General features: G+C 51.9%; 23 protein-coding genes. 11 read left to right on the forward strand and 12 right to left on the reverse strand.

The genetic code is table 11. The features are described from left to right. Positions 1-73 precede the first annotated feature (73 nt). A complete protein-coding gene (locus QMZ30_RS23940) occupies positions 74-1,048 on the forward strand; it encodes an AEC family transporter (protein WP_283229153.1) in 975 nt (324 codons plus the stop codon). A gap of 8 nt (positions 1,049-1,056) precedes the next feature. On the opposite strand, the gene QMZ30_RS23945 is transcribed toward QMZ30_RS23940, so the two are convergent. Then, complete coding sequence (locus tag QMZ30_RS23945) at positions 1,057-1,938, reverse strand: LysR family transcriptional regulator (RefSeq protein WP_283229154.1); 882 nt, start codon at positions 1,936-1,938, stop codon at positions 1,057-1,059. Positions 1,939-2,056: 118 nt separating this feature from the next. Here QMZ30_RS23945 and QMZ30_RS23950 point away from each other — a divergent pair, with 118 nt between their 5' ends. Continuing rightward, on the forward strand, positions 2,057-2,908 hold the full coding sequence (locus QMZ30_RS23950; protein ID WP_283229155.1) for a Vmh family MBL fold metallo-hydrolase: 852 nt from the start codon (positions 2,057-2,059) through the stop codon (positions 2,906-2,908). A 58-nt stretch (positions 2,909-2,966) separates the two neighbouring features. Here the strand turns inward: QMZ30_RS23950 and QMZ30_RS23955 are convergent, their stop codons facing one another. The 3 genes from QMZ30_RS23955 to yajD form a co-directional block, all read right to left on the reverse strand. Then, on the reverse strand, positions 2,967-3,974 hold the full coding sequence (locus tag QMZ30_RS23955; protein WP_283229156.1) for an alpha/beta hydrolase: 1,008 nt from the start codon (positions 3,972-3,974) through the stop codon (positions 2,967-2,969). A gap of 292 nt (positions 3,975-4,266) precedes the next feature. Further along, the gene (locus tag QMZ30_RS23960) at positions 4,267-5,550 is read right to left on the reverse strand and encodes an NAD(P)/FAD-dependent oxidoreductase (protein ID WP_283229157.1); all 1,284 of its coding nucleotides are present in this window, start codon (positions 5,548-5,550) and stop codon (positions 4,267-4,269) included. A gap of 382 nt (positions 5,551-5,932) precedes the next feature. Beyond that, positions 5,933-6,283, reverse strand: coding sequence for an HNH nuclease YajD (gene yajD, locus QMZ30_RS23965; protein WP_039332287.1), 351 nt, complete (start codon positions 6,281-6,283; stop codon positions 5,933-5,935). Positions 6,284-6,434: 151 nt separating this feature from the next. Here yajD and QMZ30_RS23970 point away from each other — a divergent pair, with 151 nt between their 5' ends. Continuing rightward, positions 6,435-6,785: a DUF1304 domain-containing protein gene (locus QMZ30_RS23970; protein ID WP_283229158.1), complete on the forward strand. Its 351-nt coding sequence runs from the start codon at positions 6,435-6,437 to the stop codon at positions 6,783-6,785. A 75-nt stretch (positions 6,786-6,860) separates the two neighbouring features. Then, a complete protein-coding gene (locus tag QMZ30_RS23975; RefSeq protein WP_283229159.1) occupies positions 6,861-7,400 on the forward strand; it encodes a DUF2058 domain-containing protein in 540 nt (179 codons plus the stop codon). Between the two features lie 14 nt (positions 7,401-7,414). On the opposite strand, the gene QMZ30_RS23980 is transcribed toward QMZ30_RS23975, so the two are convergent. Continuing rightward, positions 7,415-8,113 carry an RluA family pseudouridine synthase gene (locus QMZ30_RS23980; RefSeq protein WP_283229160.1) on the reverse strand — a complete coding sequence of 233 codons (699 nt, stop codon included), beginning with the start codon at positions 8,111-8,113 and terminating at the stop codon, positions 7,415-7,417. A gap of 188 nt (positions 8,114-8,301) precedes the next feature. Between QMZ30_RS23980 and QMZ30_RS23985 the strand changes: the two genes are divergently transcribed. Then, the gene (locus QMZ30_RS23985; protein ID WP_283229161.1) at positions 8,302-8,784 is read left to right on the forward strand and encodes a cold-shock protein; all 483 of its coding nucleotides are present in this window, start codon (positions 8,302-8,304) and stop codon (positions 8,782-8,784) included. A 15-nt stretch (positions 8,785-8,799) separates the two neighbouring features. Further along, positions 8,800-9,045, forward strand: a complete 246-nt coding sequence (locus QMZ30_RS23990) for a DUF2543 family protein (RefSeq protein ID WP_058970286.1) — start codon at positions 8,800-8,802, stop codon at positions 9,043-9,045. A gap of 61 nt (positions 9,046-9,106) precedes the next feature. Here the strand turns inward: QMZ30_RS23990 and QMZ30_RS23995 are convergent, their stop codons facing one another. The 3 genes from QMZ30_RS23995 to QMZ30_RS24005 all read right to left on the reverse strand — a co-directional run bounded on the left by QMZ30_RS23995 (position 9,107) and on the right by QMZ30_RS24005 (position 12,401). Continuing rightward, complete coding sequence (locus QMZ30_RS23995; protein WP_058970284.1) at positions 9,107-9,808, reverse strand: GntR family transcriptional regulator; 702 nt, start codon at positions 9,806-9,808, stop codon at positions 9,107-9,109. 184 nt (positions 9,809-9,992) lie between these two features. Then, on the reverse strand, positions 9,993-11,489 hold the full coding sequence (locus QMZ30_RS24000; RefSeq protein ID WP_283229162.1) for an aldehyde dehydrogenase: 1,497 nt from the start codon (positions 11,487-11,489) through the stop codon (positions 9,993-9,995). Positions 11,490-11,498: 9 nt separating this feature from the next. Then, a complete protein-coding gene (locus tag QMZ30_RS24005; protein ID WP_283229163.1) occupies positions 11,499-12,401 on the reverse strand; it encodes a dihydrodipicolinate synthase family protein in 903 nt (300 codons plus the stop codon). Between the two features lie 381 nt (positions 12,402-12,782). On the opposite strand from QMZ30_RS24005, the gene yddG reads away from it, so the two are divergent. Then, positions 12,783-13,697, forward strand: coding sequence for an aromatic amino acid DMT transporter YddG (gene yddG, locus QMZ30_RS24010; RefSeq protein ID WP_283229164.1), 915 nt, complete (start codon positions 12,783-12,785; stop codon positions 13,695-13,697). Between the two features lie 291 nt (positions 13,698-13,988). Further along, the gene (locus tag QMZ30_RS24015; protein WP_283229165.1) at positions 13,989-15,365 is read left to right on the forward strand and encodes an MFS transporter; all 1,377 of its coding nucleotides are present in this window, start codon (positions 13,989-13,991) and stop codon (positions 15,363-15,365) included. Positions 15,366-15,386: 21 nt separating this feature from the next. Here QMZ30_RS24015 and QMZ30_RS24020 read toward each other — a convergent pair whose 3' ends face one another. Both QMZ30_RS24020 and QMZ30_RS24025 read right to left on the reverse strand, forming a co-directional pair. Next, a complete protein-coding gene (locus QMZ30_RS24020) occupies positions 15,387-16,418 on the reverse strand; it encodes a GlxA family transcriptional regulator (protein WP_283229166.1) in 1,032 nt (343 codons plus the stop codon). Between the two features lies 1 nt (position 16,419). Further along, positions 16,420-16,764: a MarR family winged helix-turn-helix transcriptional regulator gene (locus tag QMZ30_RS24025; protein ID WP_283229167.1), complete on the reverse strand. Its 345-nt coding sequence runs from the start codon at positions 16,762-16,764 to the stop codon at positions 16,420-16,422. Positions 16,765-17,016: 252 nt separating this feature from the next. Between QMZ30_RS24025 and QMZ30_RS24030 the strand changes: the two genes are divergently transcribed. Next, the gene (locus tag QMZ30_RS24030; RefSeq protein ID WP_283229168.1) at positions 17,017-18,477 is read left to right on the forward strand and encodes a UbiD family decarboxylase; all 1,461 of its coding nucleotides are present in this window, start codon (positions 17,017-17,019) and stop codon (positions 18,475-18,477) included. Between the two features lie 8 nt (positions 18,478-18,485). Here QMZ30_RS24030 and QMZ30_RS24035 read toward each other — a convergent pair whose 3' ends face one another. Then, complete coding sequence (locus QMZ30_RS24035; protein ID WP_283229169.1) at positions 18,486-19,454, reverse strand: GlxA family transcriptional regulator; 969 nt, start codon at positions 19,452-19,454, stop codon at positions 18,486-18,488. Positions 19,455-19,567: 113 nt separating this feature from the next. Between QMZ30_RS24035 and QMZ30_RS24040 the strand changes: the two genes are divergently transcribed. Together QMZ30_RS24040 and QMZ30_RS24045 are read left to right on the forward strand one after the other, a co-directional pair. Beyond that, positions 19,568-20,209, forward strand: a complete 642-nt coding sequence (locus QMZ30_RS24040) for an HD domain-containing protein (RefSeq protein ID WP_283229170.1) — start codon at positions 19,568-19,570, stop codon at positions 20,207-20,209. 432 nt (positions 20,210-20,641) lie between these two features. After that, entirely contained in the window at positions 20,642-21,103 is a 462-nt protein-coding gene (locus QMZ30_RS24045; protein WP_283229171.1) for a YlaC family protein, read from the forward strand. A gap of 14 nt (positions 21,104-21,117) precedes the next feature. Here QMZ30_RS24045 and QMZ30_RS24050 read toward each other — a convergent pair whose 3' ends face one another. Continuing rightward, positions 21,118-21,291 (reverse strand): LysR substrate-binding domain-containing protein, encoded by a 174-nt coding sequence (locus tag QMZ30_RS24050; RefSeq protein ID WP_283229207.1) that lies wholly within the window; start codon positions 21,289-21,291, stop codon positions 21,118-21,120. Between the last annotated feature and the right edge of the window lie 8 nt (positions 21,292-21,299).

Below are 21,299 nucleotides of genomic sequence, written 5' to 3' on the forward strand. Positions count from 1 at the left end.
ATCCCGGTCAGATTTGCTATTGGAACTGTATCAGGAAACACTTTACAGTCCTCCAGCTTAACGGGAGGACATAATGTTAGCTACGTTTCTGATTCTTTTGCCGGTGTTCGGCTTAATTGTGGCGGGATACGCCTGTCGCATGTTGGGGGTACTGGGGCCCACTGCTGCCACTGAACTGAATAAGTTCGTGGTCTGGCTGGCACTGCCTGCGTTGTTGTTTGACATCATGGCGCATACGCCATGGCACACCATTTATCAGCCGGGATTTTTCTGGGCGTTTGCCCTCTCCTGTGCTGCGGCTTTCGTCATCGTTTTTGCCTTTCAAAAGGCCAAAGGCAAGTCCACTGCCGATGCCAGTGTCGACGGGGTTGCTGCTGCTTATCCCAATACCGGCTATCTCGGTTTCCCGTTATTGCTGCTGATCTTTGGTAAGAGCAGCCTGATCCCAACCACCACTGCCACCATTGTGGTCGCCTGTATCTTGTTTGCGATAGCCATCGCGATGATTGAAATTGGCTTGCAGAGTGAGCGCGAATTTCATCGACTGGCCATTAAAGTCCTGCGCGCCATCCTTAAAAACCCGCTGATTATCTCACCGTTGCTGGGCGCAGCTTGTTCCAGCGCGGGATTAACATTACCTGATAGCATTGAGACATTCCTGAAGATGCTAGGTGGCGCAGCCAGTCCCTGTGCTTTGGTTTGTTTAGGGGTGTTTCTGGCCAGCAGGCAGAAAGCTAAATCCAGCGAACTGCCAAGTGGCGCGAAAATGAGCGTTTCCACCGTCGGGTTAGTTGTGGTTGCTAAATTGATCTTGCAGCCATTGCTAACCTGGCTGCTGGCCGTGTGGTTGTTTCATCTGCCCGATGACCTGACCAAAATGGCGATTCTTCTGGCGGCATTACCCACTGGCACCGGGCCGTTTATGCTGGCGGAGTACTATCGTCGCGATGCACAGATCACGTCAGGCGCGATCCTGATTTCAACCGTGTTATCGATTGTCACCTTAGTAGCTATTATGCACTTTATGCAGGTCACGCCGGTCGCATAACGGATGGGCTACTCCCCGTTAAGCCGCTGCTGCACTGCATCCAGAAAGAGCCGTAGCGCCGCCGGTTGCCGTTCTCGCGACATATATAAACCGTAGATGCCCAGCGTTTTGGGGGCAAAATCGGGCAGCACGCATTGTAGCTGCCCGCTTTCAATGCCGGCTCGGGCTTCCATCTCCGGCACCATCGCCAACCCACATCCCGCGATGGCGGCATCACATAACACGGACGAAATGCCCGCACTAAAATTGCCACTTACCGCAACCGTCACCGCTTCGCCCTGTGCGTCTTTGAACTGCCAGCTCTGCCCGGCAAAGCGACTGTAGTGCAGGCAATTGTGCTGAGCCAGTGCCTGTGGCGTATCCGGTGTGCCGTGCTCACGCAAATAGCCCGGTGAGGCGCAGACCACCGAAATACATTCGCCAAGCCGCCGCGCAATCGCCCCTGGTTCCGGATCGTCGGTGATACGCACCGCGACATCAATACGTTCTCCCACCAGGCTTATCGGTTGGTTGTTGATTTCAAGTTCAATCCGCACCGCCGGATAGCGTGCCAGAAACGCCGGAATCATCGGACCAAGGATATGGGTTGCGGTGGAATGGGCGCAAGCCACGCGCAACGTGCCCTGCGGCTCTCCCGGCGCGCCCTGCCCGGTGATTTCATCTGCCAGCCGGGCCAACATGCGGGTTTTTTCGAGGATTTTCTCCCCGGCAGGCGTGATGGTGAGGCGTCGGGACGAACGATGCAGCAAACGAGCGCCCGCCCATTTTTCCATCTCATCCAGATAACGGCTGACCATCGGACGTGAGATATCCAGTGCCCGCGCCGCGGCACTCAGGCTGCCCAGTTCGCAAATGCGGTTAAACACCGATGCGGCGGTCACTCTGTCCATGCGTCTCCATCTGATCGTTTTATGAAACTGAGCATCTCTAATTGCGGGAATTCTATCAAACGGCAATTTACATACAATGGCCCTGTTACCTGCCGAAGACCGAATTAAGGACCTTAAAATGAAGATGAAGACCCTGCCGTTGATGATGACACTCGCCGCAAGCCCCGCCTTTGCCGCCCCATTGCATTTAGAGGTCTACAATCCTCAGGAGCAAGGCGTATTCCCGGTATCCTCTACGCTGGTTTCTGGCCCCCATGAGGCGATTCTGTTCGATGCACAATTCAGCCCGAAAGATGGCGAGAAACTGGTGCAGATGATCAAGGCCAGCGGCAAGAAACTGACGCAGATTGTCATCACCTCTGGCGATCCTGATTTCTATTTCGGTCTGGAACCGATTGTCACAGCCTATCCGCAGGTGAAAATCGTTGCATCACCGCTAGTGGTTGAACATATCGAAGCCACCAAAGACGCTAAATTGCAGTACTGGGGTCCGAAAATGCCCGGCGGCGCCCCCGCTCACCTTTATGTCCCGCAGATGACTCATCAAACGGCCTTTAGCGTGGACGGTGAACGCATTGAGTTACGCCATGCCGATGACAAATCAGCCTACGTGTGGATTCCAGCCAACAAAGCCGTATTAGGTGGCACCGCTGTGGCGGCCGGTATCCACGTCTGGACCGCAGATACACAGACACCGGCCAGCCGCGCGCAGTGGCGCAGCGTACTGTCTGAAATTCAGCAGTTGAAACCAAAAGTGGTGATCCCAGGCCACTACATCGGTACCCGTCCAGCGGGAGATCAGGCGGTGACCTTCACGCTCAACTATCTGCAAACTTTTGAGAACGCTCTGCAGAAAAATAAGGGTTCTGCTGAAGTGATTCAGGCGATGAAAGCGGCGTATCCCGGCCTGCCAGACGAGAGTTCACTGGAATTAAGTGCCAAAGTGAATACCGGTGAGATGAAGTGGTGAGGGGAATCTAAGTTCTGAGCGAAAGAGGCCAGACGCCTGATGCGTCTGGCCTGTGTGGTTATTGCAGATGGGTCTTGAGTTCCTCCGCCGCCTGGCGGATGGCGGTGCGAACCGCCGGGACATCACTCAAGCCGTTAAGCAGACCATAATCATGAATCAAGCCGTTATAGCGTGTAACGGTAACATCCACACCCGCAGCGTCCAGTTTGCGTCCAAAGGCTTCGCCTTCATCACGCAATACATCCAATTCTGCCGTCTGAATTAAGGTTGGCGGTAATCCCTGCAATTGTTCACGCGTGGCGCGCAGTGGTGAGGCCAGGATGTTGTTGCGATCGCTCTCTTTGGTGGTGTAAGCATCCCAGAACCACTTCATCATATTGCGTGACAGGAAATAGCCGTTCTGGAACTGGTCATAGGACGCTGTATTGAAATGGGCATCGGTCACCGGCCACAGCATTACATCATAGCGAATCGCCGGGGTGTGCTGTTGCTTCGCTTGTAGAGCAACGGCTGCCACCATATTGCCTCCCACACTGTTACCGACCAGCGCCAGACGCGTGCCATCTACCCCGATTTCGCTACCGTGTTCAGCTACCCAGCGTGTGGCGGCATAGGCTTGATTAATCGCCACCGGGAAGTGGGCCTCGGGTGACGGCGTGTAGTTAACAAATACCGCTGCGGCACCGGATTCCACCACCAGGTCACGCACCAGACGCTCATGAGTCTGGAAATCGCCCAATATCCAACCGCCGCCGTGGAAGAACATAAAGACCGGCAGTGTCCCTTCAGCATGCGGCGGCTTCACGATGGTCAGTGTGATTTTCTGGCCCTGCACATCAATGGTTTTTTCACTGACTAGAGCGGCGGGCAGTTTCACCCCCTTTTGCGCATCAATCAGCACCTGACGTGCAGCTTCAGGAGACAACTGCTCAATAGGTTTACCTCCTCCGCTATTGAGCGCATTCAAAAATTGCTGCACGTGACGCTCTGGCTGAGGTGACGCCGCAAAGCTATTGGTTGCAGCAGCGGCCATGGCAACGGCGATTAATGTGTGTTTGATTTTCATCTGGCATGTTCCTTTTTGTTTTTAGCGATTATATCGCGTGCTATTTAAATGATTAAAAACGTGTGTTGGTGTTCGTGTTGGATTAGAATTTATATAGCGCGCTATTTGATAGCAAGATATTTTTCAGCCTCAAAATGGCAATAAACCATAATGAATTGATTTTAAATAAGAAATAACCGCACAAAATGTTCATCTTCTGTCTCTCCAGCCGTTCTCAGGGCGAATTATGGACGTGGCGGACAACTTGAAGCTCCCGACCGTCCATTCGCCCGTTGCGCATTAATCAGGCAAATTACACTTCCAGCCCCGCACGATACTGCCCCCATTTCAGCACCGAGTTAACGCCAATCGACAAAAAAGGCTCGGCTGGGGTTTGATTGGGGCCGGGTGATTGGGTGAGAAAATCGATCAGATCGTTGCGTTCGCCGGCGATCATATCTGCAATCAACTTGCCCGTTGCTGTACCGCGCGTAATGCCCAGACCGTTACAACACAGCGCACCATAAACATTTGGTGCCAGTTTGCCGAAGAAGCCTTCATGGTTTTCAGACAAGCAGATCGCGCCACTCCAGGTGTATTCGAAATTAACGTCCGGCAGCATCGGAAAGCGGCGTTCAAACGATTTGCGATGGTTATCCAAATATTGCGTCAGATATCTGGCACGTGGGCGCCCATCGGGATGGAAGCTAAAGCTATTGCGTACCAAAATGCGATTATCCAGCGTGCGACGGATGGTGCTGCCAAACGGATGTGCCGGAATCACGCCCCACACGGGTTGGCCCCCCAGACGCGCTTGCTCCTCTTCAGTCAGCTGACGCGACAGGCTGCCATACAGGAAAGTGGGCAGTAATCGACGTTGTAAGAAACCAAAATGAGCGGCAAAACCGTTATTGGCCAAAACCAGCGTATCTGCGGTGATGCTGCCTTTTTCGTGCACCAGCGTAATTTTGCTGCCGTAATCAATCGAGGTAACGGGCGTGTATTCATAGAGAGTCACGTTGGGCGGAAGACTATCCGCCAGGCCTTTCACCAAAGCAGAGGGTTGCAGCAGAATGGTGCCGGGAATAAACAGCGCCTGTTTGTAATAAGACGTCCCAATATGATCCGGCAGATCTTGACCGGAGATCATCTGAGAATCCCGGCCTATTTTTGCCAGACCATTGCGATAGGCTTCCAGAATCTTCGTGCCCTCCTCACCTACCGCAGCCTGATATTTTCCGGACTCCGTCATCTGGCAATCGATATGATGCTCCTGCACGATTTGACGCAGCGTGTTCTGCCCCAGCGTATTGAGCGTGAGGATTTTATTCGCGATGGTGACATCCCCGATATAATCTTTCGCGCCAATATCATGCGGTACATCAATGGCGAAACCCGCGTTACGCCCTGCCGATCCAAAACCGACCTCTTGTGCTTCAATCAGCACCACTTCGTCATTGGGGAAGTTCAACGCTAACTGTCGTGCCGCTGCCAGACCGGTTAAACCTGCTCCAACAATCGCGAAACGTGCTTTCTTTTGACCAATATGCGCCGGGCGCGGCGTGCGTGCCGCACTGGTATGAAACCAACCAGGCATTGAATCATCTGCAGGTAGTGAGGTGATCTTTTGCAATTCCGTTACTCCAGTACACTTTTTGAGTGGATGGCTGCTTAAAAGCAGACACCCTGTAGGGTTTAGTTGTGGTGTAAAGCGTAAAGCTGAGATGCATTTTTAATGTATATTTCATGTATACATGATGTATCGAAATTTAATGAGGTTGATGAAATGTTGTCAACGCGATCCGTGCAAGGATGCGTAGTTGATCTCAAAAATGAATGAGAGTGATGGCGGGATACGGTGTTATCGCAGGTGATGGCGTGCAGGCAGGATCGGGAGTAGTGCTTAATGGTGCATCAAGGCCCATCACCACCCTTTATCCTGTCATGTAGGAAAGGTTCTGGCGTGAGCCTTGCTGGCGTTATTTCTTCTTCTTGTTCAGCATTGACTGCAAATCAGCAAAGGGATTGTAAGTCGCCGCCCCAACATCTTTCTGCGCGTCCTCTCCCGCCACCACAGTGGTGCCGTACTGGTCTGCTTCGGTGTATTTCGAATGCTCATGGTCATGGCAATACAGGCACAACAACTCCCAGTTGCTGCCATCTTCGGGGTTATTGGTGTGATCGTGATCGATATGGTGAACGGTGAGTTCGCGCAAGTTGGAATAGACAAATTCGCGCGCACAGCGTCCACATACCCACGGATAGATTTTCAGTGCTTTCTCGCGGTAGCCGCTTTCCAGCCGCGCGTAGTTTTTGGGGATCAAAGCCATTGCTGAGAGTACCTGTGACCAAGAAATTTTTAGGATAACGGTTCAAATATATCCCATGTGCGCCCCAGGAGAGAAATGATCGGCGGAAAAACAGTAAATTGATGACATCATCTATAATCCAGCACCATTAATTCTGATAAAAGGACTTCCCGTGTTAGCAAACATCCTTATCTTTATCGTTGCCGTAATACATCTCTACATTTTGGTGCTGGAAATGTTTTTATGGGAAACCAATACAGGTCGTAAAGCGTTTAAACTCAGCGCAGATTTTGCCCGCTCAACACGCGTTCTCGCCGCTAACCAAGGGTTGTATAACGGCTTCCTGGCAGCAGGTTTACTTTGGGGGTTATGGCTGGGCGAAAGCGGTTTGCCTGTCAGTTACTTCTTCCTCATTTGCGTAGTGATCGCTGGAATTTTTGGTGCTGCCACCGCCAGCCGCAAAATCCTCTATGTGCAGGCTCTCCCGGCTTTGCTGGCGTTAGTGGCGTTATTGATGCGTTAATCCCCTGCTTGAAGTGATCGCGCCCCGCATTACGGGTATAATCCCGCGATGGTTTTCACGGGTTTAGAGACGAAGATGACAAAACTCACCTTGCAAGAACAGATGCTTAAAGCAGGACTGGTCTCCAGCAAAAAAATGGAGAAGGTCCAGAGAACAGCGAAGAAATCACGCGTGCAGGCGCGCGAAGCCAGAGCGGCGGTAGAAGAGAACAAAAAAGCGCAAGTTGAGCGTGATAAACAGTTAAGCGAACAGCAAAAGCAGGCAGTGTTAACCAAAGAGTATAAAGCTCAGGTGAAGCAACTGATTGAGATGAACCGCATCACCGTCGCCAAAGGCAGCATTGATTTCAATTTCACCGACAATAATCTCATCAAAAAAATCGCTGTCGATAAGCAGACACAAACCCAGCTGATTAATGGTCGTCTGGCCATTGCGCGCCTGGTCACGGATAGCAGCGGTAAAAGCGAGTACGCAATTATTCCAGCGGTCGTTGCCGATAAAATTGCCCAACGCGATGCCGAAAGTATTGTGTTGAACAGTGTCGTAAGTCAGGACGTGCAGGATGAAGATGACCCGTACGCCGATTTCAAAGTGCCTGATGATTTAATGTGGTAATTAAGTTGCCAGGTTCAGAACGGACTGGCATTACGTGCCTCGATTAACGTTCCGCTGATGGGATGTACAAAATGCAGTTCACTGGCGTGCAACATCAAACGCCGAGTCCCTTCAGTCCCTGGTGATTTGAGCCCGCCATACAGGTCACAACCTAAAATCGGGTGCCCCAATTGTTGGCAGTGAATACGCAACTGGTGGGTGCGCCCGGTCTCCGGAAAGAGTTGCACCCGCGTCAAGGGTATTAACGTCCCGTCCTCCGCCTTACGCGTGAAGCGTTCCACCACCTGATAGCGTGAGCGTGCTGGTTTGCCGTTAATCGGGCAAATCGACATCAAGGGAAACATTGCGGGATCTTTAGCGATCGGCGCGTCTATTAGCCCTTCGTTTTCATCAAGATGTCCGTAAAGTAAGGCACTGTAGATTTTGGTCACGGTTCGCGCGCTAAACTGCTGGCAAAGCGCAGCATTGATGGCCTTGTTGAGCGCGATCACCATTAAACCTGACGTACCAAAATCAAGACGATGAACCAACGTACAACCGGGGAAAGTCTTCACTAACCGATAATGCACCGAATCGAGATTCTGTGGATTTTTCCCCGACAGACTCAGCAGTCCGCTGGGTTTGTTGATCAGCAACAAATGCTCATCCTGATAAAGCGTTTCAATCTGCTCATCACAAGGCGGGGCAATGAAAGTATCGAGGATGGGTGACATTTGGCTGCCCGGCTGGAAAGTGGCTGCGGATGATACCCCATTTTGCGCCGAACCACGAATTTACCCCTTCACTCGCACTCTACAAAATTCTCGTCCAGACTTAGCGCAAAGGCATAGTCTGCGCGCGCATTGTGCATTACACTGCGCGCTGCAAAAAATTGAGCAAATAAACGATTAAGTAGGCGGTAATGGCGATGAACGGAACAATCACAACCTGGTTTCAAGAAAAGGGTTTTGGATTTATCAAAGATGAAAACGGTGATAACCGTTATTTTCATGTGATTAAGGTCGCCAACCCTGATCTGATCAAGAAAGATGCGGCGGTGACATTCGAACCCACCACCAACAACAAAGGCCTATCCGCCTTTGCGGTGAAAGTCATCCCGGATAGCAAATACATCTTTATTGCTGGCGAACGCCTCAAGCTCACATCGATCAAATCCTTCGTGGTATACAGCGAAGAAGAGCCGGTTGATACCCGTATTGATAAAGAAAACACCGTGCTGTCTGTGGGCATCCTGATGAACAATATCAAGCCAAAATCAGATGTGAAACCTAATGAGATGCGCTCCGTGAAAAAACTGGCGGTGACCACCTTCCAGGGCACAACCTTAATCTTTACGGAAGATGAGATCGACATCGATGCCGCCGTTAAGATGCTTAAAGTCTAAATTGGGAAGCGAAGAATGAGACCTCAAATAGCACTGAAATATTATGACATCGCCGAAGAGTACGCATCGGAATCAGAATATGATGTCAGTGAAGCAGAATTTGAAGCACTGGCACACTATTTCCAGCTGTTACTCACGCGTCTGTCGAATAACGAAGAGATCAGCGAAGAATCACAGCAGGAGATGGCCGTTGAAGCGGGTATTGAAGCGCGGCGAATCGATGAGATTGCTAACTTTTTAAACCAGTGGGGCAACGAATAAGCGTTACTGGATGAGTGTAGCGGTGCGCATCAATGCGCACCTGTCTAAATTAAGTCAACGCTTAGCGCTTATTCCCTTCCGAAGACTGCACCAGATCATCCGCTGTTAGCCCCTGCGGCGCGATAAAGATTTCCATGTTCTCGCGTGACAACTCCCAATGCTCGAACACTAAATCGACCACCTTCTGTTCATCCCGCGCTTCTATCGCCTGAATAAAAGCATCGTGGTGCTCTGCCGCCAGCAGCAAACGGCGCTCCATATCTTCATTCTGCGGGCGGAAGAACGTGTGGCCGATACGACAATGGTCAATCAGTAAGCGTCCCAGGCTGGGCTGCAAATAGGGATTGCCCGCCATTTCGCCCATAATTTCGTGGAATCGGTTGTTCTCCAGTGCCAACGCTTCTGCGTCGCGACTTTGCACGGCTTTACGGAAGCGCTTTTGCGTTTCCTTAAGGGACTTTAACTGGGAAGGTTTCACGTTCTGCACTGCCAGGCGGCCGGTTGCGGCATAAATCATCGGCGCGACCAGGAAAAAATTGCGCAGTGTGGAGTGGCTCATCGGGATGACGCGAACACCGCGTTTCTCAACAATTTCCAGATAGCCTTCCCCGGCTAAACGCTGGAACACTTCACGTACGGGCGTGCGAGACAAACCGTATTGCCCGGTCAGGCTGGCTTCATCTAACAGTTCGTCAGGGTCCAGTTCCATGGTCAAAATAAGGCGTTTTAAATCTTCATATAACGCGGCTTTTCCCGATCGCAATGTGACCTCCTGTGATGAATAAACACGCTCAACTCCTGCTTAACCTACAGAAAAAGTGTGTATACGGCAAAAATAATCACAGCATATTGATCGCATTCTTATGCGCATCACACATCCTGGTCATGAAGCATAACAATGCGTTACCGGGCAGAATGCCTGCCATCTCTGGCAGGCGGATAAGAAATTATTCGGCAGGAACATCGATCCAGATGGTTTTTAACTCAGTGTACTGGTCGAGCGCAAAAACGGATTTATCCCGCCCGCCAAAACCGGACTGCTTATACCCGCCAAACGGTGTAGTCGCATCCCCTTCACCAAAGCAGTTAACCGTTACCGTGCCAGAACGCACCGCACGAGACACGCGTATCGCACGGCTCAACTTACCGGTGTAGACCGAAGCAGCGAGGCCGTAATCCGTATCGTTGGCTAATGCGATAGCATCTGCTTCCGTTTTGAAGGTGGTGACACACAGCACTGGACCAAAAATCTCTTCACGGAACAGTGCACTTTTCGGCGTAACACCATCAACAATGGTCGGCTGCACGTAAATACCGCGATCGGTAAATCCGCCCTGAATAACGCGTAATCCTTCTTTACGTGCCGTTTTCAGGTAATCGCTGACCTTGCAGAAATGCTCGGTGGAGATCATCGTGCCAAGGCGATTTTCAGGATCGAGTGGATTGCCCATACGCCACGCAACCAACTGATCGGCCATCAATGCCAGCAGCTTGTCTTTGACATCTTCGTGCACTAGCAAGCGCGATGTCGCGGAACAGTTCTCACCCATATTCCAGAATGCGCCGCTTAACACGTTGGCCGCTACACTCGCCAGATCCTCAGCATCTTCAAACACCAGCGCCGGGTTTTTACCCCCACACTCCAGCACAATCTTTTTCAGATTGGACTCCGCCGAATAGTGCAGGAACCGTCGACCGGTGGCGGTCGAACCGGTGAAACTCACCATATCGATATCAGGATGTAAGCCCATTGGCTCACCCACGTCTTTGCCCGTGCCGGTCACGATATTCAGCACGCCGGCAGGAATGCCCGCCTCGTAAGCCAACTCTGCCACGCGCAGCGCAGTCAGTGAGGTCTGTTCTGCTGGCTTCACCACCACTGAACACCCTGCGGCCAGGGCCGGACCGATTTTCCAAGCTAGCATCAGCAGCGGAAAGTTCCACGGCAATACGCAACCGACCACACCAATAGGTTCTCGCACAATCATCGCCATTGCCGTACTACCCACTGGGGCCGTTTGGTCGTAAAGCTTGTCGATGGCTTCCGCATGCCAGCGGATAACATGGATGGTCTCCGGCACATCGACGGCCAGACATTCACTGACCGGTTTACCGCTATCAAGACTCTCCAGCACCGCCAACTGCGTGACTTCCTTTTCCAGCAAATCCGCTAACTTCAGCAAGACTGCTTTTCGCTCGCCAGGATGCAGTTGGCTCCAGCTTCCTGCTTCAAATGCACACCGCGCGCCCTGCACCGCCACATTGACGTCATCACGGTTACAGGCGGCAATGTCTGCCAGCACCTCACCGGTTGCCGGGTTAGTGGTTTCCAGCGTGTGGCCGGATTGAGACGCGGTGAAGCGTCCGTTAATAAAGGCCTGATGGGGAAAGCGCAACTCGCGCGCGATATTGACAACATCGCTCAGCGTTTGGACTTGTTTCATGCGCATTCCTTACAGCACGGCAACAGCAGCAACATTGCGTTTTACATCGGCGATCACCGCCTGCAACTGCGCTTGCTCTTCTTCACTTAGTGCTTGCAGAGGAGCACGCACTGGGCCCGCGTTCAGCCCCGCCAGCTCAACACCGTGCTTGATAGATTGCACAAATTTGCCCCCGTCCAGGAAGTTCATCAGCGGCATCATGGCGGCCATGATGTTGCGACCTTTATCGAAATCCTTCTCCACCACGCAGGCGTTATAGAGCGCAACATGTTCACGTGGGATGAAGTTAGAACCCGCGCACACCCAGCTGCGCGCGCCCCAAGCAAAGAACTCCAGCGCCTGGTCATCCCAGCCGCACGACAGCGCAATGTTAGGGAACTGACAGGCCAGCAGGTGCAGATTATTGAAATCACCTGAGCTCTCTTTAATCGCCACCACGTTTTTCGAGCGGCTGACTTCGCGGAAGTAGGTTTCACCCATGGTGATGCCCATACGCCCTGGATAGTTGTAGAGCATGATCGGCAGCTGTGCGGCCTTATCCACGCTCAGCGCATGGTGCGCGTTTTCCATTTCGGTTGGCAACGCATACGGAGGAGAGGTAACCAGAATGGCATCGGCCTGATGGTCACGGGCATGAGTGGCAAACACGATGGCATCTTCAGTTCGAATGGCACCGGTGCCCACAATCAGTGGCAGGCGGTTGCCGATCACTTTGCGTGCGTGCTCAACCAGAGAAAGACGCTCTTCTGCGCTTTGTGCATAATACTCACCGGTAGAACCACCAATGATAATGCCGTGCACCCGCGCTTCAATCAGTGACTCCAGTACGTTGGCAAACGCAGCGAAATCAATGCTGCCGTCTGCAGCGTAAGGGGTAATCGCGGGGGTGTAGATACCTTCAAATGTCATCATCAGACTCTCCAGGGTGAAATCAGGGCCATATGCAACGCGATGAGGTTGCGTTTGTTAAAAATTTGCACAAGGCGCGCAGTGAGGTCAATTGGTGAGACTTTTTTGTATACATTAAAAATACAAAGGAAATACGATTTGATGGGATATTTCTACAGGAGAAAAATTTTTATATTATTATTTTCATATAGTTATGCATTTTTTATTGGCGTAATAATTTTCTAAACGATTTAAGAGAGCGATCACATTCCCTGACTTTTGCCCTTTTTAACGTCTTTACACTGTGCATCAGGCGGCATAGTTTGATGCTGGTTTTAACCTGAATTTAACAGGTCTGTGTTCCCCCCTGGGGGTGAACAGTAAATCCAAACGAGGTAGTGGGTTATGCCCCAGAAAAAAGCGACGCTCATCGGTTTGATTGCCATCCTGTTATGGAGTGCAATTGTTGGCCTGATTAAAAGTGTCAGTGAAGGTTTTGGCCCGGTTGCAGGGGCGGCATTGATTTACAGTTGCAGTGCTCTGTTGCTGTTGTTTACGGTGGGCTTCCCGGATCTTCGTAAGTTTCCACGCAGCTATTTGTACATCGGCAGCGCGTTATTTGTCTGTTATGAACTTTGCCTCTCGCTGTCACTGGGTTTTACCCATAACGGTCGTCAGGCGATTGAAGTTGGCATGGTGAATTATTTATGGCCAAGTATGACGATTGTGCTGGCGGTGATCGTTAACAGGCAAAAAGTCAGCCCTTTAATTATCCCCGGCGTTATTTTGGCCGTAGCGGGTATCTGTCGTGTTTTGGGCGGCGACCAGGGGTTCTCATTCGCTGAAATCACCCATAACGTGATGAATAATCCTTTAAGCTACGGCCTGGCGTTCAGTGGTGCGATAATTTGGGCAATTTATTGTGTGGTGACGAAAAAAATTGCCAACGGTAGTAATGGCATCACGCTGTTCTTTATTTTAACGGCATTAACGCTGTGGATTAAATTCCTGTTGTCACCGCAACCGCCGTTTGTTTTATCACTACAAGTTTGGATCTGCCTGGCACTGGCCGCCATGGCGATGGGATTTGGCTATGCCGCGTGGAACGTGGGCATACTGCACGGCAACGTGACTTTGCTGGCGGCAGCGTCTTACTTTATCCCGATTATTTCCTCCGTTTTAGCGGCTTTTATCCTGAGTTCACACCTGACGATGTCGTTTTGGCAAGGTACCGCGATGGTGAGCCTCGGCTCGCTGGTGTGCTGGTGGTCCACCCGTCTGGTTGAGAGCAAACATTTAAGCCGTAACGTTTCCGAATAAATAAATAAAAGGGAGGAACATCACCTCCCTTAATAAAAACAATGAATAGCAGCCATTTTATCTATCCGACTACCCTACACCGGAGGAATCTGCTTATGACGCATTTCACCTGGCACTTATAAGCGTAATACATCACGATCTTATTATCTGTTCTGGATAACGTTTTAAAGATCGCTACAAGTTTATATTCATTTTAGCGCGCTGATAAAACCAGGCACGCGTTGCTTTCGTGCCTGATTCAGGCGCGCCGGCAAATTGATTCGTCAGCGCCGAAAAAGACAGGAGTAATAAATGTCCAATAACATTTCTGTTGAAGATGTTCCCCTGAGCCGTTTCCATCGTTTATTAACGGTGCGTTCTGGTGGCGGCTCTTTTGTGGATGGCTATGTGCTGAGCATCATTGGCATTGCCATGACTAAAGTCTCTCCGGCTTTGGGTCTCAATCCCTTTTGGGAAGGCTTAATTGCCGCATCCGCTTTAATTGGTATTTTCTTTGGCGGCTTTATTGGCGGTGCACTGACCGATCGTTTGGGCCGCAAAATGCTCTACTTCGTGGGTCCTACGCTGTTTATTGTTTGTTCGCTGGCGCAACTGTGGGTGGAAAGCGGAGAAGTGTTGTTTGCCCTGCGTTTCCTGAATGGCGTGGCTGTCGGGATTGAGTATCCAGTGGCGACTGCGTTTTTGGTTGAGTTTATGCCGAGGAAATCACGTGGACCTTGTCTCGCCACACTGACTATTCTGTGGTTTGCCGGTGCTGCAACCGCCTACTTGGTGGGGGAAGCCATTCTCAATTTCGGCGGTGCAGACGCCTGGCGCTATACGTTGGCGAGCACCGCGGTGATTGGCACACTGCTGTTTTTGGTGCGTCTGGGTACGCCCGAATCACCACGCTGGTTGATCAGTAAAGGGCGCGACCAGGAAGCGGAAGCAATTATCCGCCGTGTTTACGGTGCCGACTTTAGTCTGAAGAACTTGCCCGAGCAGGCGGAAAATAACCAACTGTCATTTGGGCATTTACTGCACTCAGGCTACGGAAAACGCATGGCGTTTGTGACCATCTTCTGGACCTGTTCAGTGATTCCGGTATTTGCGGTGTATGCCTTTGCCCCGAAGGTGCTGGACGCCCTCCATCTCAGCGGTGACTGGGCATCTTACGGCTCCATCGCGATTACGCTGCTGTTTGTGGTTGGCTGTATCATCGCCACCCGTCTGGTGAATACGCTGGGAAGACGTAAATTGTTGCTACACAGCTTCCTGTGGTCAGGGCTCGCACTGCTGCTGTTAGGTGCTCTGCGCGATGGGCCGTCGATGATCATTCTGCTGATGTTTGGCGCGTACGCGCTGTTTATTGGCGGTGCTCAGGTATTGCAGTTGGTCTATCCCAACGAGATTTTCCCCACCGAAATTCGTGCAGGGGCGGTAGGGGTTGGCACGTCGATGTCGCGCATTGGTGCCGCTGTGGGCACATATCTGGTTCCGGTTTCACTGCAGACGATTGGTATCGGCCATACCATGTATATCGCCGCAGGTATCACCTTCTTTGGTTTAGTCGTGTCCTGGTTCCTTGCTCCTGAAACAGCGGCGCAAAACCTCAACGATGCGGCGTCGCTAGATGAAAACACCGGACACCCACCCGCTGCACGCACCTTGTCGAAGCACGCGCGTTAAGTGAGAGGGGGCCAGCGCCCCCTACTCTTTGACCAATCGTTCAACCTCACGCCGACGTTTGCGAAATGAACTCGGCGTTTCGCCATACTGCTTGCGAAACCAGGCAATAAGATGCGAGGCATCGGCAAAACCGGTTGCCGCGGCAATCGCATTAATGCTGTTACTGGAGTCTGCCATCAGTTTACGCGCTCGCTCAAGCCGCATTCTTCGCCAGTACACCGCTGCTGAATAGCCAGTACATTGAGTAAAAATCAAATTGAGCTGGCGGAAAGTGACACCAGCGAATTCTGCCACGTCTGCCAGAGGTATCGGCGAATCAAGGTGGTGTTTCATAAATTCAATCACCTTATTCACCTGATCATTTTCGTACACGTCCGGTTCGTGCAGATTTCTCTTCTGCTGCGTTTTTTTAACCGGCGCTGCGGGCTCCTCGACCAGTAAGTACTTGAGCACTTTTTGCGAGCGCACCACGCCACAATGCTGGCGAATGAGGTCGGCGGCCAGATCAATTGCCGTCCCGCCGGGACAGGAGATAATGCCGCCGTCTTTGATATAGGTTTTATCGATCACCGGAATCGCCTGTGGGAAACGCAGACGGAATTCATTACGGGTAGTGAAATGGATCGCACAATGGCGCCCATCCAACAATCCCGCGTTACCCGCGACAAACGCGCCACTGCATAGTGTGATGATCGGGATATTGCGTGCGTGCAATGCCCGCAGCGCTTCCAGAAGCCAGAGCGGTGACTGACGCGTCTCCTCCAGCAAGCCGCCTGCTACCACGAAATAATCCCAGTTTTTAGTAAAATCGAGGTCGGCAGTGGGAGAAACCGGCAAGCCACAGCTGGCCGTTACCGGTTGGTTATCGCAGGTCATCCACTCCCAGCGGCAGAAGATCTGGCGACTGCTGAAAGATTCATCCGCCGCAAAGCGCAGTGATTCCACCAGCCCGGCTACCGAGGCCAATGTGAAGCTTTTCATCAGCAAGAAGCCGATGGTGAGATCCGGTTGCGGATCGCTGGTGCGGTCAGCGTCGTTTGGTTGCGGCATCATTTTAGGGTTCCTGCAATCCACCCAATTTGCTCAGTAAGCGTTTTAAATCCGTAATATCCTGGCTATCCAGATTGGCGATAATCATTTGTTCGGCAGCTTTTGCTTGTTCGATCATCTGCTTGAGCATGGCTTCCCCTTGCGCGGTCATCGAAACCAGCTTACGCCGACGATTACCGGCGTCAGTTTCCACCTGAAGCAACCCACTTTTGGTCATACGATCGATGAGGTAAGTCCCCGTCGCTTTATCAAAACCCGCACGGTTACCCAGCGTTTGTTGGTCGCAGACATGGTCTTCTGCCAGCACCACCAAAACCGCGTATTGCACGGCTGAGAGCCCAGTATCCACGCATTGTGACCAACAAAATGTTGAGTGCTGCCCTGCACGTCGTACCAAGTGCATTAACGAACAATCGCCGTGCGGCCACAAGGGGGCAGCGATAATTAAGTCGGGATTTTGTGACATGGGTACGCTTGACTCCTTAAAATGCCAAATATATAGTTCGAGAACAAACAGTTCGACAACAAACTATATCACTGATGGTGTTGGGCGTTAACCCATATCGCGTGATCATATCAGTATTGAAACAGGGAGAGAGGGATGGCCTGGTATAAAGATTTGCGTGGTTTTATCGCGGCGCTCGATGAAATGGGCGACATTATGCATGTTCATCGTGAGGTGGATGGTGATTTCGAACCCAGTGCCATTACCCGCCGCAGCTATGAAATCCAGTCTCCTGCGCCGTTGTTCCATCGCGTGACGGGCGTGGCACCCGGTTTTCGCCTGTTTGGCGCGCCAGCCGCTTTATCCTCTCGCCGTGAGATGCCTTATGCACGCGTCGCCATGTCGTTGGGTTTAGCGCCTGAATCCAGCGGTCCTGACATTATTGAAGCGCTGTCAGCCGCTCGGTGTAAACCGGGTATTCCTCCGGTGCGCGTAACGTCCGCTCAGGCAGAGTGTCAGCAGAATATTTTGCGTGGTGAAGCCGCGAATCTTGACCGCTTCCCTATTCCCTTTGCGCATGATAAAGATGGCGGCCGCTATGCCAATACCTGGGGTACGTTGATTGTCAAAACGCCTGATGGCAAGTGGGTCAACTGGTCGATTGCACGAGTAATGAAAGTCGACGGTAAACGCATGGTGGGGTTAATCGTACCCAGCCAGCATATTGGTCAAATCTGGACACAATGGGTGGCACGTGGCGAGCCGATGCCTTATGCGTTGGTACAAGGCCCTGCACCCGCCATTTCCTGTGTTTCTGGCATCCCTATTCCCGCTCATGCCGATGAAGCGGACTACATTGGCACACTGGCCGGCAAACCGATCCCGGTGGTAAAAGCCATCAGTCTCGATCTTGATGTGCCAGCCAGCGCTGAAATCATCATTGAAGGTCACGTATCGATTGAACGCGACTGTCAGGAAGGCCCTTACGGAGAATATGGCGGCTATCTCGGGGAAGGCTCGTCGGCGCAGCCTACCTTCCATGTTGAAACCATTACACATCGCGACGATCCTATCTGGCCGATGTCGATCACCGGACGTCCGAGCGATGAATCACATACGCTATGGGCCATGGGTCTGGCAGCTGACGCGCTGACTCATCTGCGCGAAGCCGGACTGCCAGTGAGCACGGCCTGGATTCCTGAGGACTCAACGGTACACTGGTTGCTGGTGATGATGCCTGAAGACTGGCGTGAACGCTTGCCGGGTATGAGCAGTCAGGCATTAGCCCAGCGCATTGGCGATGTGTTGTTCAATACCGATGCGATGGTATTTATCCCGAAAGTGTACGTTGTGGATGATGATTTTGATCCGACCAATTTGCGTGAAGTGGTATGGGCATTATCGACGAGAGTGCATCCCGTTGGCCGCCGTGTCGTGTTTGACGATCAGCGCGTGATTCGCTTGCCACAGTGTTATGACGAAGCAGAATATGTCGCAGGCACGGGCGCTAAAGTGGTGTTTGATACTTTACAGGCTCAACGTCATTTGCATGCATCATTTGCGCAGGGTTATCCCGAAGAGGTGCGTCAACGTGTATTGGATAACTGGTCGGAATAGCCTGCCATCTAGGGTGTTCTTTGCCTGTCAGAGAACATCTTGCGATACACCGACGGTGTCATTCCTGTGACTTTCACAAACGCACGGCGCAGCACATCAGCGCTGTGATAACCACAAGCGGCGGGAATGGCCTTCAGGGGCATCGTACCCGCTTCCAGTAAAGCGCGAGCCTGCTCAATGCGTGCATTCTCCAGCCAGTTTCCTGCTTGCACATCCATCTGCTGTCGAAATAAGCGAGCGAGGTGGCGCGTGCTGATTCGCATATGATCGGCAAGATCCTCTAACCCGCGAATGCTGGGTAAATTCGCCAGCGCCCAGCGTTGCATCTCCTGAAAAGCACTGCGTCCTGCCAGGGCTACCTGCGGCTTGCGGACAAAATGGGCCTGCGTGACAGGACGCTGGAAGAACATCACCAGGTTGGCAGCGATATGCTGCGCCACTTCGCGCCCCAGGTCCTCTTCCACCAGACGCAGTGCCATATCCAGCCCTGCCGTCACACCAGCTGCCGTGCGCAGTGGGCCATCTGCAACATAAAGTGCATCACCCTCCACTTGCGCATCGGGAATTTGTGCGGCTAAACGCTCAGCGCATGCCCAATGCGTGGTGACTTTTTTGCCCTGTAGTAAGCCGGTCTGGGCCAACAACAACGCACCGGTACAGACCGAACCATAACGCTGGCTCCCCTTGCAAAGCTGGTCGATGCGTTCAAGCTGTGATGCGCTTAGCAGCATGTCACTGGCAGCTGGCGCACCGGCAATCAGAAAGGTATGCGGTTGATGGACGTCCGTCAGCACCACGTCGGCCATTAAGCGCACCCCTGATGAACACTGAACCTGCGTATGCTCCAACGACATCACGCGCAAGGTATAAACAGGGCGATTCAGCAATCGATTGGCTTCAGCAAACACATCCAAAGGCCCCGAAAGGTCGAGCAGTTGTGCACCCGGTACTGCCAGTATGGTGAGGTGATGATTCATGCGTTATCCCGTCTGATTAGGTCGCAATGTCCTGAATAGTCGCATTAAGTCGATTAACGACATTATGCGCAAGGTTTAAGCTGGCTGCAACTTCACTGAGCGGAGAGCACACCATGCAATTTTCCATTAACGGCATCACCATCCCAGATAGTCCAATGACCCGTGACGCCACCACGTTCGTTCGCGATACCGAATCCGATCTGCTGTTTCATCACTCCAGCCGGGTTTTCTACTGGGGCGCGCTGGCGGGCCGTCGGTTAGATCTGAAGGTGGATGCTGAGTTGCTATATGTCGGCTGCATGTTCCACGATATCGGGCTGACACATGAGCACTGCAGTTGCGATAAGCGTTTTGAAGTGGACGGGGCGAACGCCGCACGCGATTTCCTGCAGCAATACGGCGTAGAACAGGCAGATATCTACAAAGTCTGGACCGCGATTGCGTTGCACACCACACCCGGCATCCCGCAATTTATGGCACCGGAAATTGCACTGGTCACCGCAGGGGTAGAAATGGATGTGTTGGGCATCAATTATCAGCAGTTCAGTGATGCGGAGCGAGAGGCCGTGGTTCAGCAGCATCCACGTCCGCCACAATTTAAAGAAGAGATCATTCAGGCGTTTTACGAGGGGATCAAACACAAACCCGATACCACTTTTGGTAACGTGAAAGCCGACGTCATCGCGGATAAACAGCCGCAATTCACACCGCTTAATTTTTGTAGCGTGATTCGTCAGTCACGGTGGGTGGGCTGATGTGACGGGGCGATACGCTTCTTAGCAGGCTAATTGATAAGCACTCGCTTAGTCGCACTGAGTGCTGCCATGACATCAATGGCACGCCCGCCGGGAAGATCGCCCTTTCCAGCCGCTTCGCTGTGCATTTGTAAACAGCGGAATAACATTCCCGTCACAAATATAACGTTTATCAAATCAGCAAAATTAAATCATCGATCATTTTCTGTACGGACGGCGCTACGTTGCTAATATAGTGACGCAACACACAGCACTGCGTTGCCTACGAGAATTTTTTCCTTGGTTTAATTACCCCGCCCGCTTAGCGGGCTTCTTTTTGCCTGGCAGACAGGTCAATGTCAAACCGATCGCCTTCTCCCTGCCCAACATCACCCTGGTTATCTGGTAAACTCTCGCGAGCTGTGCCGATAAGGAAACCACTGAGGTGAATAAATGCGTAATCAACTGGATGATGTTTTACAAACTGAGCTGGACAGAATCAACGTAGAAGAGCAGCGTAATGACCGCCCCTACTTTGATATCTCGTTTATCAAAAATTATCCTGGTTTGTTCGGTCTGATGTGGATTCTGTTTATCCTGACCATGGCCCTGCTGATGTATTCCGACTCTTTCGGCGCTATTGAGTATGTTGTCTGCATCCTGATTTTTGCCGTGTGTAATTTCTTCTTTTTCTTCCACGTGAACCCGTCCTACAAAGCCCGAGACATCGATAAAGGGGCGTGGAAAAACTGCTACACCGGTGACTGGTACATGGAAGTGCACGTGCGTGAGGCTTTTATAGATAGCCTGATGACCAGTAATGTGCTGACAGAAAGTGAGAAAACACGTCTAAAGGAGATGCGGGCAAAAAAAGGCTACCTGTACTTTGCCGATATTTATCGTCTGCGGCATTAAGTCATCGCAACGCGTTAAATCCGCCAGTGTTCCAGACCAAAATCAATGATCGCCTTTAATTTCGCACTGGCAAAACGATCCTGGCGGTAAATCATGTTCACGGCACGATTTGGGATGGTGAATTCCGTAAGCAAGGGCACTAAAGCACCGCTGGCGAAGTCTTGCTGCAGCAGCACTTCCGGCTGCATGATCACGC

It is taken from the genome of Pantoea sp. EA-12 (assembly GCF_030053355.1).
Classification (GTDB): domain Bacteria; phylum Pseudomonadota; class Gammaproteobacteria; order Enterobacterales; family Enterobacteriaceae; genus Pantoea; species Pantoea vagans_C.

Bases quoted from the DNA above. Each gene is read 5' to 3' on its own strand.
- QMZ30_RS23940 (WP_283229153.1), top strand. From the start codon at position 74: ATGTTAGCTACGTTTCTGATTCTTTTGCCGGTGTTCGGCTTAATTGTG.
- QMZ30_RS23945 (WP_283229154.1), bottom strand. From the start codon at position 1,938: ATGGACAGAGTGACCGCCGCATCGGTGTTTAACCGCATTTGCGAACTG.
- QMZ30_RS23950 (WP_283229155.1), top strand. From the start codon at position 2,057: ATGAAGATGAAGACCCTGCCGTTGATGATGACACTCGCCGCAAGCCCC.
- QMZ30_RS23955 (WP_283229156.1), bottom strand. From the start codon at position 3,974: ATGAAAATCAAACACACATTAATCGCCGTTGCCATGGCCGCTGCTGCA.
- QMZ30_RS23960 (WP_283229157.1), bottom strand. From the start codon at position 5,550: ATGCCTGGTTGGTTTCATACCAGTGCGGCACGCACGCCGCGCCCGGCG.
- yajD (WP_039332287.1), bottom strand. From the start codon at position 6,283: ATGGCTTTGATCCCCAAAAACTACGCGCGGCTGGAAAGCGGCTACCGC.
- QMZ30_RS23975 (WP_283229159.1), top strand. From the start codon at position 6,861: ATGACAAAACTCACCTTGCAAGAACAGATGCTTAAAGCAGGACTGGTC.
- QMZ30_RS23980 (WP_283229160.1), bottom strand. From the start codon at position 8,113: ATGTCACCCATCCTCGATACTTTCATTGCCCCGCCTTGTGATGAGCAG.
- QMZ30_RS23985 (WP_283229161.1), top strand. From the start codon at position 8,302: ATGGCGATGAACGGAACAATCACAACCTGGTTTCAAGAAAAGGGTTTT.
- QMZ30_RS23990 (WP_058970286.1), top strand. From the start codon at position 8,800: ATGAGACCTCAAATAGCACTGAAATATTATGACATCGCCGAAGAGTAC.
- QMZ30_RS24000 (WP_283229162.1), bottom strand. From the start codon at position 11,489: ATGAAACAAGTCCAAACGCTGAGCGATGTTGTCAATATCGCGCGCGAG.
- QMZ30_RS24005 (WP_283229163.1), bottom strand. From the start codon at position 12,401: ATGATGACATTTGAAGGTATCTACACCCCCGCGATTACCCCTTACGCT.
- yddG (WP_283229164.1), top strand. From the start codon at position 12,783: ATGCCCCAGAAAAAAGCGACGCTCATCGGTTTGATTGCCATCCTGTTA.
- QMZ30_RS24015 (WP_283229165.1), top strand. From the start codon at position 13,989: ATGTCCAATAACATTTCTGTTGAAGATGTTCCCCTGAGCCGTTTCCAT.
- QMZ30_RS24020 (WP_283229166.1), bottom strand. From the start codon at position 16,418: ATGATGCCGCAACCAAACGACGCTGACCGCACCAGCGATCCGCAACCG.
- QMZ30_RS24030 (WP_283229168.1), top strand. From the start codon at position 17,017: ATGGCCTGGTATAAAGATTTGCGTGGTTTTATCGCGGCGCTCGATGAA.
- QMZ30_RS24035 (WP_283229169.1), bottom strand. From the start codon at position 19,454: ATGAATCATCACCTCACCATACTGGCAGTACCGGGTGCACAACTGCTC.
- QMZ30_RS24040 (WP_283229170.1), top strand. From the start codon at position 19,568: ATGCAATTTTCCATTAACGGCATCACCATCCCAGATAGTCCAATGACC.
- QMZ30_RS24045 (WP_283229171.1), top strand. From the start codon at position 20,642: ATGCGTAATCAACTGGATGATGTTTTACAAACTGAGCTGGACAGAATC.
- QMZ30_RS24050 (WP_283229207.1), bottom strand. From the start codon at position 21,291: ATGCAGCCGGAAGTGCTGCTGCAGCAAGACTTCGCCAGCGGTGCTTTA.